Source organism: Klebsiella sp. 2-CIP_Kleb., assembly GCF_050378715.1.
GTDB classification, from domain to species: domain Bacteria; phylum Pseudomonadota; class Gammaproteobacteria; order Enterobacterales; family Enterobacteriaceae; genus Klebsiella; species Klebsiella quasipneumoniae.
Genome location: NZ_JBNRLG010000003.1, coordinates 122,292 through 135,195, shown reverse-complemented (window position 1 = coordinate 135,195; position 12,904 = coordinate 122,292). Strand labels below are relative to the sequence as shown.

Annotated in this window: 12 protein-coding genes and 1 pseudogene; 4 read left to right on the top strand and 9 right to left on the bottom strand. The window is 59.3% G+C overall.

Annotation, left to right across the window (positions count from 1 at the left end):
• Nucleotides 1–102 precede the first annotated feature (102 nt).
• The 9 genes from recC to rppH form a co-directional block, all read right to left on the bottom strand.
• Nucleotides 103–3,480 carry an exodeoxyribonuclease V subunit gamma gene (gene recC, locus ACQUTP_RS13595; protein ID WP_285756322.1) on the bottom strand — a complete coding sequence of 1,126 codons (3,378 nt, stop codon included), beginning with the start codon at nucleotides 3,478–3,480 and terminating at the stop codon, nucleotides 103–105.
• Nucleotides 3,481–3,492: 12 nt separating this feature from the next.
• The gene (locus ACQUTP_RS13590) at nucleotides 3,493–3,816 is read right to left on the bottom strand and encodes a prepilin-type N-terminal cleavage/methylation domain-containing protein (RefSeq protein WP_004205450.1); all 324 of its coding nucleotides are present in this window, start codon (nucleotides 3,814–3,816) and stop codon (nucleotides 3,493–3,495) included.
• Nucleotides 3,801–4,208, bottom strand: a complete 408-nt coding sequence (locus ACQUTP_RS13585) for a DUF2509 family protein (protein ID WP_135683223.1) — start codon at nucleotides 4,206–4,208, stop codon at nucleotides 3,801–3,803. Before ACQUTP_RS13585 ends, ACQUTP_RS13590 begins: the two co-directional genes overlap by 16 nt.
• Nucleotides 4,205–4,762, bottom strand: a complete 558-nt coding sequence (locus ACQUTP_RS13580; protein ID WP_072140377.1) for a prepilin peptidase-dependent protein — start codon at nucleotides 4,760–4,762, stop codon at nucleotides 4,205–4,207. The genes ACQUTP_RS13585 and ACQUTP_RS13580 overlap by 4 nt, the downstream gene beginning before the upstream one ends.
• The gene (locus ACQUTP_RS13575; RefSeq protein ID WP_004205447.1) at nucleotides 4,759–5,310 is read right to left on the bottom strand and encodes a prepilin peptidase-dependent protein; all 552 of its coding nucleotides are present in this window, start codon (nucleotides 5,308–5,310) and stop codon (nucleotides 4,759–4,761) included. Before ACQUTP_RS13575 ends, ACQUTP_RS13580 begins: the two co-directional genes overlap by 4 nt.
• A 190-nt stretch (nucleotides 5,311–5,500) precedes the next feature.
• Nucleotides 5,501–6,295: a thymidylate synthase gene (gene thyA / locus ACQUTP_RS13570; protein ID WP_023319077.1), complete on the bottom strand. Its 795-nt coding sequence runs from the start codon at nucleotides 6,293–6,295 to the stop codon at nucleotides 5,501–5,503.
• 6 nt (nucleotides 6,296–6,301) lie between these two features.
• Complete coding sequence (gene lgt / locus ACQUTP_RS13565) at nucleotides 6,302–7,177, bottom strand: prolipoprotein diacylglyceryl transferase (RefSeq protein WP_004205445.1); 876 nt, start codon at nucleotides 7,175–7,177, stop codon at nucleotides 6,302–6,304.
• Nucleotides 7,178–7,420: 243 nt separating this feature from the next.
• Nucleotides 7,421–9,667, bottom strand: coding sequence for a phosphoenolpyruvate--protein phosphotransferase (gene ptsP / locus ACQUTP_RS13560; RefSeq protein WP_004205444.1), 2,247 nt, complete (start codon nucleotides 9,665–9,667; stop codon nucleotides 7,421–7,423).
• 12 nt (nucleotides 9,668–9,679) lie between these two features.
• Complete coding sequence (gene rppH, locus ACQUTP_RS13555; RefSeq protein ID WP_004205443.1) at nucleotides 9,680–10,210, bottom strand: RNA pyrophosphohydrolase; 531 nt, start codon at nucleotides 10,208–10,210, stop codon at nucleotides 9,680–9,682.
• A gap of 453 nt (nucleotides 10,211–10,663) precedes the next feature.
• Here rppH and ACQUTP_RS13550 point away from each other — a divergent pair.
• The 4 genes and pseudogenes from ACQUTP_RS13550 to ACQUTP_RS13535 all read left to right on the top strand — a co-directional run.
• Nucleotides 10,664–10,804 (top strand): annotated as a pseudogene (locus tag ACQUTP_RS13550) (hypothetical protein); the annotation flags it as partial.
• 88 nt (nucleotides 10,805–10,892) lie between these two features.
• Nucleotides 10,893–11,588, top strand: coding sequence for a DNA mismatch repair endonuclease MutH (gene mutH, locus ACQUTP_RS13545; RefSeq protein ID WP_023319078.1), 696 nt, complete (start codon nucleotides 10,893–10,895; stop codon nucleotides 11,586–11,588).
• A gap of 63 nt (nucleotides 11,589–11,651) precedes the next feature.
• Nucleotides 11,652–12,365, top strand: coding sequence for a TerC family protein (locus ACQUTP_RS13540; RefSeq protein ID WP_004205441.1), 714 nt, complete (start codon nucleotides 11,652–11,654; stop codon nucleotides 12,363–12,365).
• A 123-nt stretch (nucleotides 12,366–12,488) separates the two neighbouring features.
• Nucleotides 12,489–12,707, top strand: coding sequence for a YgdI/YgdR family lipoprotein (locus ACQUTP_RS13535; protein ID WP_002915974.1), 219 nt, complete (start codon nucleotides 12,489–12,491; stop codon nucleotides 12,705–12,707).
• Nucleotides 12,708–12,904 lie beyond the last annotated feature (197 nt).

Genomic DNA, 12,904 nt, shown 5'->3' with positions numbered 1-12,904 from the left:
ACAAACTTGCGCTGCACAGCGTGCAGCCTTTTATGTCCATCAGTCCGTGATACGTTGCGCATAATAAATGAACCGCCATTCACTGCGCAATTTTTATACTATTTAAATTTGTGTGGACTGATGGTAACGATATAGCGGTAACAGATAACGCTGCGTCTGGGCAATGATTTCTTCGTAATGCGCCGGCTCCAGCGAACGCCACAGGCGTTGATACCAGATATCGGCCCCCTCCCCGCTGACCACCATGTTACCTTCGTAGGTCTGCAGGAATTTGCTCCGCGCTTTCTGCTGCGTCTCTTCGTCCATTAAAATGACATCCTTTTCGGCGTCATAACAGGCTTTCAGCCAGGCGCCACCGCTTTCCGGCAGCAGCAGCAGCGGCTGCGACATCCCCAGCAAATAGCCATCCACCAGCTCATTCAGGTACGCCTGCGCCTCGGCGGGCGCCAGCGGCGGAAAACGCCACTCTCCCTCTTTACGCACAAACAGCCGGCTCTCGCCGGTACCGCCGCTGGCACAGTAGACAAGGTGTTCCAGCCAAAGTTGCATCCCCTGGGAGACGCTCAGCAGCGAAGGCCGCCAGCGCAGCAGCCCGTCCGGCTGCACCTGCTGCAGCCAGCCGGTCAGATTTACGCCGCCGCACTGGAGATCGATCTCCATGCTCTGCGCCTGCTGGCGCTCGGCCATCACCCGCTCGGCCAGGGCCTGCATCTCCAGTCGCTGCGTCTCCCACACCAGTTCGCCAAAGGCGCCATACGGCAGCTCGCCGGCGGCGCGGAAGCGGCGGAACATGGCCGAGACGTCCTGCTCCTCGATAAGGGTATTAAGCAATTGCTGGTTCAGTTGATAACGGCTCAGCCCTTCCAGGATGAAGGGCTCGTCATCGGGAATATCATCCTCTTCCGCACGGAAATTGACCCGCAGACGCTGCTGAAAGAACGCGCGAACCGGGTGCTGCCAGAAGCGCAGGAGCTGCTCGAACGGCAGGCTGTCTATCGGCGGCGGGGTAAGCGGTTGAATGAAGTCGCTATGCGCCTCACCCTGCTGGCCGGCGGCAGCCAGCCATTCCCGGGCGTAGCTCTTATTCTCGTTATCCTGGAAATTGGCGACGTCGAACGGCATGCGGGTATGCAGATGGGTGATGTGGGCTTTAACCCGCGCCTCGCTGGCGTCGCAATCAAGCTCCTCATCGCCGGCGAGACAGTGGCTCTGGCCGACGTAATCCACCAGCTCCTGCACCAGCACCGAGGGAAAGCGCTCGCTGTTGTCCTGGATAGAACGGCCGATGTAGCTGATATACAGCGTCTGTTCGGCGGACATCAGCGCCTCCAGGAACAGGTAGCGGTCATCATCGCGCCGGCTGCGGTCGCCGCGCTGCGGCTTCTGGCTCATTAAATCAAAACCCAGCGGCGGCAGCGTTCGCGGATAAATCCCATCGTTCATCCCCAGCAGGCAAACCACTTTGAAAGGAATAGAGCGCATCGGCATCAGGGTGCAGATATTGACCGGGCCGGCGAGAAAGCGCTGGCTGATCCGTTGCTGATCGAGGCGCTGGGCCAGCTCATCGCGCAGCAGCGTCAACGGCACCTGGTCGCCATACTGCGCCTCCAGACCGCTATCAATCACCGCCAGCCACTGCTGCTCAATCAGCGCCAGCGCCGCTTCGGTCTCACTGTCCGGCAGGAAAAAGTCATTCAGCAGATCGCGACAGACCGGCAGCCACTCCGCCAGCGGCCGCTGTTGGGCGAGACCGCGTCGCCACAGGTTAAGCTGCATCAGCAGCGATGCGAGGTTACCTACCAGCTCGGCGATCAAACCGCTGGATTCGTCATAGGGCAGCACCGACTGCCATTCGCCCTCCCGGCTGTCCATCGCGTAGCCCAGCAGCATGCGGGTAAGGCCGAACCGCCAGGTGTGCTGGCCGGTCGCCGGCAGGTCCAGCTCACGGACGTTGTCGTCATCCATTCCCCAGCGGACCCCGGACTCGTTGACCCACTGGCGCAGGTAGCGCAGACCCTCTTCATTGATGTTAAAGCGCGCCGCCAGCACCGGCACGTCCAGCAGCGCCAGCACATCTTCGCTGGCGAAGCGGCTGTCGGGCAGCGAGAGCAAAGTGATAAACGCCTGCAGCACCGGGTGCGACTCGCGGGCGCGGCGATCGGAGATCGCCCACGGCAGCCAGCGGTCGCCGCTGGCGGCGCCAAACACCGCCTGTATATAGGGGCTGTAGCTGTCGATATCCGCCACCATGACGATGATATCCCGCGGCGTGAGCGTCGGATCCGCCTCCAGCATCGCCAGCAGCCGATCGTGCAGAACCTCCACTTCACGCTGCGGACTGTGGCAGACATGAATGCTCAGGCTGCGGTCATCCTGCGCCAGCGGACGTTTGTCGCGACTGTGGGCGAAAGCCTCCGCGCTCTGCCCGGCCACCGCCGCGTTGCGCAGTTCCAGGATATCCGACTGTAGATTATGCAACAGGTTATCGGGAACGATATCGACAAAGGCGTCCAGCTCCTCATAGCGCTCCAGCCCCGCCAGCAGGTAGATATAATCGCGCCCCAATTTACCCCAGGAGGCGAGCAACGGGTTGCCGACATCCTGCTCCCCGGCGTCATTAAACAACCCCGGCGCCTGCTCGGTGTCGCGAAACAGGGGTAGCGCGCGCGCCTCGCGGTGATGGCGCCGCTGACGCGATAGCAGCTTCGCCAGGAACGCCGGATCTTTAATATCACCCCAGTAATAGCGGCAGGGGTTGGTGAACAGCACATAGACATCGACATGCTTACCCAGCGCCTGCAGCGCCTGAAGATAGACCGGCGGCAGCGCGGAAATTCCACAGATAAAGACGCGCGACGGCAGCCCGGCGGGCGGTTCATCCGCCTTTTCCAGGGCGCTGATAAAGCGCTGATAGAGATTGGCGCGGTGCCACTGCGGCTGCCCCAGCTCGGCGGTATAGCGCACCAGCGCTTTCCACAGCGGCGCCTGCCACTGCTGGGCGTCGCCGAGGCCGTCAACCCGCTGGTCGGCCTCCCAGCTCATCAGCCATTCCGGGCGATAAACCAGATACTGGTCATAGAGATCCGCTACCCGGGCGGCCAGCTGAAACAGCTTGCGCTTGTCGCCGTCATCGCTCAGATACTGGCGCAGCAGGATAAAATCGTCCTCTTCCAGGTGCTGCGGCAGGAGAGTCATCAGCTTCCAGCTCATGCTCTGCTTGCTGAAGGCGCTTTCGCCAGGGATATCCTTCAGGACGCGCACGAACATATCCCAGATAAAGCTCGCCGGCAGCGGGAACTCGATGTTGGCGGCAATGCCGAAGCGCGAGGCCAGGGTCATCTGCAGCCACTGCGCCATACCGGTACTCTGCACCAGCACCATTTCAGCCTGAAAAGGGTCATCCAACCGCTGGCGCTCGACGATAAACTCCATCAACGCCTCGAGAACATCCAGCCGGTTTGAGTGGTAAACCCTTAACATAATTGCTCCTGACTACTGGCTGACCGGGCAATGCAGCCGGGTCATCTGCGCCCGCTTTGCAACGGGCATACTGATCGTTACCGTGATGCTGACACATCTTTGCGCCGATGTCTGCATACGGCTTACCTGTCCGCCTGCCGGCGGAGACGGCGCAGAGAGCTGACTATAGCGCCAGGCGTCGCGCCATAGCTGACGCGTCTTGTTCAGCTGGTGGACCCCTTGCGCCATTCCGCGCTGATAGCCGCCCAGCGCGGTGACCGTTAGCACCATCAGCGCCATCGCCAGAACGGTCTCCGGCAGGCTAAAACCCCGCTGGCGCTTCATGGCATTTGACATAGGCTCACCTCCCTGAGCGGGCAAAAATCGCTCCAGCCATGGGCGGAGAAATGCACTTGCCCGCCGCGCACCTCGCCGGACTGCCAGACCTGCACCTCGCCGCTGGCGCTGCTCAGCAGCAGCGAACCGTCGTCGAAGATGCGCAGACAGGCGCGCCAGCCCTGCTGCGCCTGCTCGCGGCAGGTCAGCGGCGCCTGCGCCGACCAGGCCTGCTGTTTTCCCCACTGTAGCGCCGAATGGGCCACCGCCGTATCGCGGATCGCCTGCGTTTCGCTGGTGGTTTGCGCCAGCAGCGCCCGCTGCTGCAGGTTAAGCCCCTCCAGGAGCAGGCTGCCGAGAGTCAGCAACAGGAGCACCATCAACAGCGACGACATTCCACGCTGGCGGATCACAGGTTATACCCCGTCACCCGCTGCTCCACCTCGGCCGCCAGACCCATCTGCCGGGCAGAGCGCGCTGTCAGCGTCACGCTCAGCTCCGGCGCGAAGCCCTCGGTCAGCCGACGCTGCACCGCAAAGCGCGTCACCACGATAGCGGCCGGATTGGTGATTTTCTCCCATCCGCTGCCGCGGCAGTCGCTGGCTCCGCGCAGAGTCTCCAGCGCGCCGTCGCGCAGGCGAAAGCCGGTGCTCTCCGCCGCTGCCGCGGGGGAGGTTTCCCATGTCCCATTGCTGTTCGCGTCCCAGCGCACAATCAGGCACTCGCCGTCGGCGGCGAGCTCCAGCCCGGCTCCGCCGCACACTCCCCGGCAGTATCCGGCGCGCTGCAGATGCTTCCCCACGGCATGCACCCGCTGCCACAATTCGTTCTCCAGGGCCAGCTGTTCGCCCTGACGCAGAATATGGCGCTGCAGAGCGGGTAGAAAGCGGCAGGCGCCGATCAGCAGCAGCGAGCCTATCGCCATGGCAATAAGCGCCTCCGCGAGGGAAAATCCGCGGCGGCTCACTGACATCCTCCTGCGCTGTCACTGCGGCATAAACGAATCCGCCCCCAGTGTGAAATCACAATGCTCCAGCTGCCGGCCTCGCTCTGCAGACGCAGATTCCCCGCCCAGGCGGTGCTGCGCAGGCCATAGAATCCCAGGCCAGGGGTGACGCCTGCCAGCGAGATCCCCGGCCAGCGCGGGCGCAGCGTTAAGGGCGACCCGGAGGCGCACGCCGGCCCCTCCCCCTGGGCACTCAGGCACCATCCCTCTTCATCCTGGCCGACGCGAAGCACGCGGTCCCGGTTGTAGGCGTTGGCGTCATCGCGCAGGAAAACCAGGAAATCCCGCACCTGAACGGCGGTTTGCCACAGTCGTTGCTGCTGCTGCCAGCGCTGCCAGCCGTACAGGCCGCCGACGCTGAGGATCATCATTAACGTCAGCGTCACCAGGGTTTCCATCAGGGTATAACCATGTTCTCTGTTCATGGCGCAGAGTATGCCGCTGCGGTTAGCCCTGGCGCGACGACGGAAAATGGCTTTCCCGGCCAGACACGCAAAAAAGGTTTGCATGACCAACAGCAGAACATTTTTTTGCGAGCCTCTTTCCAGCTTTCCCGCCCACCAACGCCTGCGGCCAGCGGGCGGGATGAAGCGTTCCTATCGTAATGGCAACGAGGGTAGCCCCCCCTATTCAGGTGGTGAAAACGGCATAAAAAAACCGGCGCCATCAGACGCCGGTTGGTCATATCTGCAGAGGGGGTTAAATCGCCACCGGCGCTTTGATTCCCGGGTGCGGATCGTAACCTTCAATCTCGAAGTCTTCAAAGCGGTAGTCGAATATCGACGCCGGCTTGCGTTTGATGACCAGCTTCGGCAGCGGACGCGGTTCGCGGCTCAGCTGCAGATTGGTCTGCTCGAGATGGTTGCTGTACAGATGAGTGTCGCCACCGGTCCAGACGAAATCGCCGACCTGCAGATCGCACTGCTGCGCCACCATATGCACCAGCAGCGCGTAGCTGGCGATGTTGAACGGCAGGCCGAGGAATACGTCGCAGGAGCGCTGATACAGCTGGCAGGAGAGCTTGCCGTCAGCGACGTAGAACTGGAAGAAGGCGTGGCACGGCGCCAGGGCCATTTTATCCAGCTCGCCGACGTTCCACGCCGAGACGATGATCCGGCGGGAGTCCGGGTCGTTTTTCAGCTGGTCCATCACTGTGCTGATCTGGTCGATATGACGACCGTCCGGCGCAGGCCAGGAACGCCACTGTTTGCCGTAGACCGGTCCCAGGTCGCCATTTTCATCTGCCCACTCGTCCCAGATGGTGACGTTGTTGTCGTGCAGATAGGCGATGTTGGTGTCGCCCTGCAGGAACCACAGCAGTTCATGGATGATGGAGCGTAAATGACAGCGCTTGGTGGTCACCAGCGGGAAGCCTTCCTGCAGGTTAAAACGCATCTGATGGCCGAAAATAGAGATCGTGCCAGTGCCGGTGCGGTCATTTTTTGGCGTGCCCTCGGCGAGCACTTTCTGCATCAAATCAAGATACTGTTTCATGGTTCCTCAAGAATTCAGTTGCTGCGGACGGTGGCGGTAAGCCCAAACCATCATGATGATACCCGCAAGCACCATCGGGATCGAAAGAATCTGCCCCATGCTGATGTACTGCACCCAGCCGCCGGTGAACTGGGCGTCGGGCTGGCGGAAGAATTCCACGATAATGCGGAACAGGCCGTAGCCAATCAGGAACAGGCCGGAAACGGAACCGGTCGGGCGCGGTTTACGGATAAACAGGTTCAGGATCAGAAACAGCACCACGCCTTCCAGAGCCAGTTCGTACAGCTGCGACGCGTGGCGCGGCAGCGCGCCGTAGGTATCAAACAGCGATTGCCATTCCGGATGGGTCGGCAGCAGCGCCAGATCTTCGGCACGGGAGCCCGGGAAAATCATCGTGTAATGGAAGCTCGGGTCCACGCGGCCCCACAGCTCGCCGTTGATAAAGTTGCCCAGACGCCCGGCGCCAAGGCCAAACGGGATCAGCGGCGCGATAAAATCGGAGACCTGGAAGAAGGTGCGTTTGGTGCGTCTGGCGAAGATAATCATCACCAGGATCACGCCGATCAGGCCGCCGTGGAACGACATGCCGCCGTCCCAGACGCGGAACAGATACAACGGATCGGCAAGAAATACCGGCAGGTTGTAGAACAGCACGTAACCGATACGGCCGCCCAGAAAGACGCCGAGGAAGCCCGCGTAAAGCAGGTTTTCCACTTCATTTTTCGTCCAGCCGCTGCCCGGACGATTGGCCCGACGGGTGGCCAGCCACATCGCAAAGACAAAGCCCACCAGGTACATCAAACCGTACCAGTGGAGGGAGACCGGGCCTAGAGAAAAAATGACCGGATCGAACTCCGGAAAATGCAGGTAGCCACTATTCATCTGTCACCATAAAGACTTGTTATTCCGCCGAAAGTGGACAGCGGTGATGATCCATGCCCGATTAAAACGGGCACGCCGAAGGAGGCGAATCATAGCATAAGCCAGGAGTGCGATCCGCGCCGGCGTGTAAAAGATATGTATACGGATGCTAACAGAAGCCGTTTCACCGGCTGTGATGTATTTTGCCGGATGGTGTGAACAGAGGATTCCCGGGTTACGGCTTACGCCTCACCCGGGCTATCGCTACCGCCCGCCGCGGATCAGGCCGCCGAGACCGCGACGCTCCATAAAGGCCGCCACCTGATGGCGCACCTCGGCGGTCATCTGGGCTTCGAGGCTGCGACGAGACAGCTCCTGCGCCTCTTCGATATCGATGCGGCGCAGCAGATATTTCACCCTCGCCACCGAGCGGCCGTTCATCGACAGGTGGCGATAACCGAGACCGACAAGGATCGTCACGCACATCGGGTCGCCTGCCATCTCGCCGCACAGTCGCAGATCGATGCCAAAGCGCTCCGCGTCATGAGCGATCATCGCCAGCGCCCGCAATACCGCAGGATGCAGGCTGTCATACATGCTGGCGACCCGGGTATTGTTACGGTCGACGGCCAGCAGGTACTGGGTCAGGTCGTTCGTTCCTACCGAGATAAAATCGATCCGGCTGGCCAGCTGCGGCAGCATAAAGACCATCGACGGCACCTCCAGCATCACCCCCAGACGCGGACGCGGGATGGCGTAGCCGATCATCTCTTCCACTTCCCGACTGGCGCGGTCGATCAGCCGACGTGCCTCATCGACCTCTTCCAGACTGGTCACCATCGGCAGCAAAATGCTGAGGTTGCCGGTGGCGGCGTTGGCGCGCAGCATCGCCCGCACCTGGATCAAAAAGATCTCCGGCTGATCGAGGGTGATGCGGATCCCGCGCCAGCCGAGGCATGGGTTCTCTTCACTGATCGGCATGTACGGCAGCTGTTTATCCGCGCCGATGTCCAGGGTACGCAGGGTCACCGGTTTGCTGTTAAACATCTGCAGCATGCCCTGATACTGAGCGACCTGCTCCTCTTCAGAGGGGAAGCCGCTCTGCAGCATAAAGGGAATTTCGGTACGGTACAGACCAATGCCGTCCACAAAACTGCCGAGCTTCTCTTCGTGCTCCGGGCTTAAGCCGGCGTTGAGCATGACTTTTACCCGCTCGCCGCTTTTCAACTCCGACGCACGCTGGAGATCGTCCTCCGCCAGGCGGCTGAGCTCGTTCTCTTCACTGATAAGGCGCTGATATTCCTGTAACAGAACAGGTTCAGGATCCACCAGCAGCTCACCGCGATAGCCATCGACAATCAGCGTATGGCCATGCAACAGCGAGGGCTGAATATCGGCGCCCATCACCGTTGGGATGCCAAGGGCCCGCACCATAATGGCGGCATGGGAGTTGGCGGCGCCATCGCGCACTACCACGCCGGCCAGGCGATCCTGCGGCACTTCGGCGAGGGTGGTGGCCGACAGCTCGTCCGCCACGAGGATAATGCGCGCCGGCCAGGTGTTGGGGCCCTGAATACTGTCGTCGAGATGGAACAGCAGACGCTGACCCAGCGTGCGCAGGTCGCCGGCCCGCTCTTTCAGATAGCCGTCGCTCAACGCGGCAAACTGTTCGGCGAACTTCTCAATGATCTTTTTGACCGCCCACTCGGCGACGGCGCCTTTGTCGACTTCGGCAAAGAGCTCGCGACGCAGGCGGGCGTCGGAGAGCAGGTGCGAATAGAGATCGAAGATCGCCGCCGTCTCTTTTTGCGCGCCGGCGGCGTAGCGTTTGCTGTAGCGACGAAACTCGTTGGCCGCTTCTTCCAGCGCGCCGGTCAGGCGTTCACGTTCCGAGGCGGTATCCAGCGTCGAGGCTTCATACACCTGTTCCATCAGCGGCAGGCTGACGTCCATCCAGCCCTCGGCGATCGCCACCCCGGAAGAGGCCGGCAGCGCGCGAATGCGCGTCTGACGATACTGGCCAAACAGGGCGTTCAGCTGGGACTGGGAGAGGATCGCCGCCATCTGGGTGGCGAGGGTGACGAGGAAAGACTCTTCGCTTTCATCAAACTGGCGCAGCTCACGCTGCTGGACCACCAGCACGCCCAACAGCTGGCGGCGCTGGATGATCGGCACGCCAAGGAAGGCGCGGAAGCGGTCCTCTTTGACGGCGGGGATATACTTGAAGCTGGGGTGTTTTTGCGCATCGGCGAGGTTGATGGGCTCCGCCAGGCGGCCAACCAGCCCCACCAGGCCTTCATCGAACGCCAGCGCAACGGTGCGCCCGCGAGGTTTTTTTAACCCGCGGGTGGCCATCAGGTAATAGCAGCGTCGGTCATTGTCAGCCAGGTAAACCGAGCAGACTTCCGTCTCCATCGCCTGGCAGACATCTGTCACCAGAATATCCAGCGCCTCGTTTAAACGCGGCGCACTCGCGACCTTCTCGACTATTTCTCGCAACCGAGTGAGCATAATGTGCGTGGCTTAACCTCTTTTACGTCGATAAGCAGGCGCGCTTTGCGGCTTAGGGGCGCTCTCCGCCAGCGACATGGTTACGCTGGCGAACTCTTTCATCACCCGGCGGTAGACGTCGCGTTTGAACGACACCACCTGACGAACCGGGTACCAGTAACTCACCCAGCGCCAGCCATCAAATTCAGGCGTGCTGCTGGTTTGCATATTGATGTCCGCGTCGTTACCGATCAACTGCAAAAGAAACCACTTTTGTTTCTGGCCGATACAAACCGGCTTTGTGTCCCAACGCACCAAACGTTTAGGCAACTTGTAACGCAGCCAGTTACGGGTTGAGGCCAGGATCCGCACATCTTTACGGCTTAACCCGACCTCTTCAAACAATTCCCGATACATCGCCTGCTCTGCGGATTCTCCTGGATTTATGCCCCCTTGCGGGAACTGCCACGAGTGCTGACCATAGCGTCGGGCCCACATGACCTGGCCCTGACGATTACAGATTACAATACCGACATTTGGGCGGTAGCCATCGTCATCAATCACCGGACTACCTCAAGATAAGCTTCAATGTGAATGATTGTTTCACACTCGTCGGAAACGGTAAACCACTCTGTTCGCACACTGAGAACGGATAACATTTGAATAACTCACAGTAATTGCCAGAGTTATAAACAGCGAAAGCGCCCGACGGCCGATTTTATTCACTTTTTCTGTGGATAGAGTTGTGAAGAAGTACGGAATTAACCCGGGAAAACCCGGAGTAATCTGAACATCGCACCGCTAACACCTTATAATAATGATAGCATATTCATTAAGTTAGAATATATCCCTTTCACTTATTACAGCATAACGTGACGATCATCACACATACGATCCGCCGACTGATGAAAGATCGAACAATGTCGATTTTATCCACAGATTACGCGCAGGTCGCGGGCAGATTTTCTCTAAAAATTCGATTTTCGTCGCACGTCAAGGCTGTAAATCGAACCAGTAGTGGGGCTTTTCCCCAGTTATCCCACTTTTCTGTGGATAACATGGTGTAAGATCCTGTTTATTGTCAGTGACCAGTTCTGGAAAACCTGTTTTCATGGTTTTCACCCGCAGCGCAATGACCTTAAAAAGGCATATAAATCATGGGATTGGTATAGTTACTCAGAAAACGGTAAACTCTATCCACAACGCGCAAAATTAGCGCTCATTTTTTAGCCAAAGGTGTCGCCCTATGCCCGCTATCGCTCCTCTCTCCTCTCCGCCGCAAAGTCAGGAACAGCTGTTGGCCCAGGCCCGACAGCTGGCCGGCTATACGCTGGGCGAGCTGGCGGCGCTGGCCGGGATCCCCATTCCCCGCGATCTGAAGCGTGATAAAGGCTGGACGGGCATCCTGCTGGAGCTGTGGCTGGGGGCCAGCGCGGGCAGTAAACCCGAACAGGATTTCGCCGCGCTGGGGGTGGAGCTCAAAACGATCCCTATCGACAGCCGGGGTCGTCCGCTGGAGACCACCTTTGTCTGCGTCGCTCCGTTAACCGGCAATAGCGGCGTCACCTGGGAGAGCAGCCATGTGCGGCATAAGCTGCAGCGCGTCCTGTGGATCCCGGTGGAAGGAGAGCGCACCATTCCTCTGGCGGCGCGGCGCGTCGGCGCACCGCTGCTGTGGAGTCCGAACGAAGAAGAGGAGCGCCAGCTGCGCATGGACTGGGAAGAGCTGATGGATCTTATTGTCCTCGGTGAGGTGGAGCGCATTACCGCCCGCCACGGCGAGGTGCTGCAGTTAAGACCGAAAGCGGCCAACAGCAAGGCGTTGACCGAAGCCATCGGCGCCCGCGGGGAGACGATCCTCACCCTGCCGCGCGGTTTCTACCTGAAAAAGAATTTCACCGCCGCCCTGCTCGCCCGCCATTTCTTGTTACAACACGATTAATTTTTTGTTCTGCGTTGGGGCGTGCATATAATTGCTGCTTTCTATTTTGCAGGACTTTGAACAATGTTATTTGCATGGATAACCGATCCTAACGCCTGGCTGGCGCTGGGCACCTTGACGCTGCTGGAGATCGTGCTCGGGATCGATAATATTATTTTTCTCTCTCTGGTCGTGGCCAAGCTCCCCACCGCCCAGCGCGCTCACGCGCGACGGATCGGTTTAATGGGGGCGATGGTCATGCGCCTGGCGCTGCTGGCCTCTATCGCCTGGGTCGTTAAGCTGACCAACCCGCTCTTCACCGTCCTCGGTCAGGAGATTTCGTTTCGCGATCTGATCTTGCTGTTAGGCGGACTGTTCCTTATCTGGAAAGCCAGTAAAGAGATCCATGAGTCTATCGAAGGTGAAGAGGAGGGGCTGAAAACTAACGTTCACTCCTTCCTCGGCGCCATCGTGCAGATCATGCTGCTGGACATCATCTTTAGCCTCGACTCGGTGATCACCGCCGTCGGTCTGTCGGACCATCTGTTTATTATGATGGCGGCGGTCGTGATTGCGGTGGGGGTAATGATGTTCGCCGCACGACCTATCGGTGATTTCGTTGACCGTCATCCGTCGGTGAAAATGCTGGCGCTGTCGTTCCTGATCCTCGTTGGCTTTACCCTAATGCTGGAAAGTTTCGACGTCCATGTGCCGAAGGGATACATCTACTTCGCCATGTTCTTCTCTATTGCCGTTGAGAGTCTTAACCTGCTGCGCAATAAGAAAAACCCGCTGTAAACCACAAAATTGCAGCCTGGTCACAGGCTGCAACCCTTTTTCAGACTTTACTGCTTTTTATGTCTCACAAATCAGGCTATTAATAGACGGGTATGGGGTGCAGCTACTCAAGAGGTGATGACGATGAAAAAATGGGCAGTATTGATTTCCGCCGTAGGACTGGCGTTCTCGGTTTCCGGTTGCAGCAGCGATTACGTCATGGCGACCAAAGATGGGCGCATGATCCTGACCGACGGTAAACCTACCGTGGATGACGATACCGGTCTTATCAGCTACGAAGATCAGCAGGGTAATAAAATGCAGATCAATCGTGACGACGTTTCGCAAATCATTAAGCGTTAATTTTCCCCGTCGGCCCCAGCCTCTGTTGACGCTGCGCTTACCGACAACCAGCCTTCTGAGAAGAGTCGGGACACACCAGGACACCGCGGGTTCCACCCACCGCCCCTCCTCGTCACCCGGCTTTTTTGATTTTTTACTTCCTCTTTTTCTCACCCTCTGCCATGTTGATACTCCTTTGTCGGGGAATGCCTGACCTT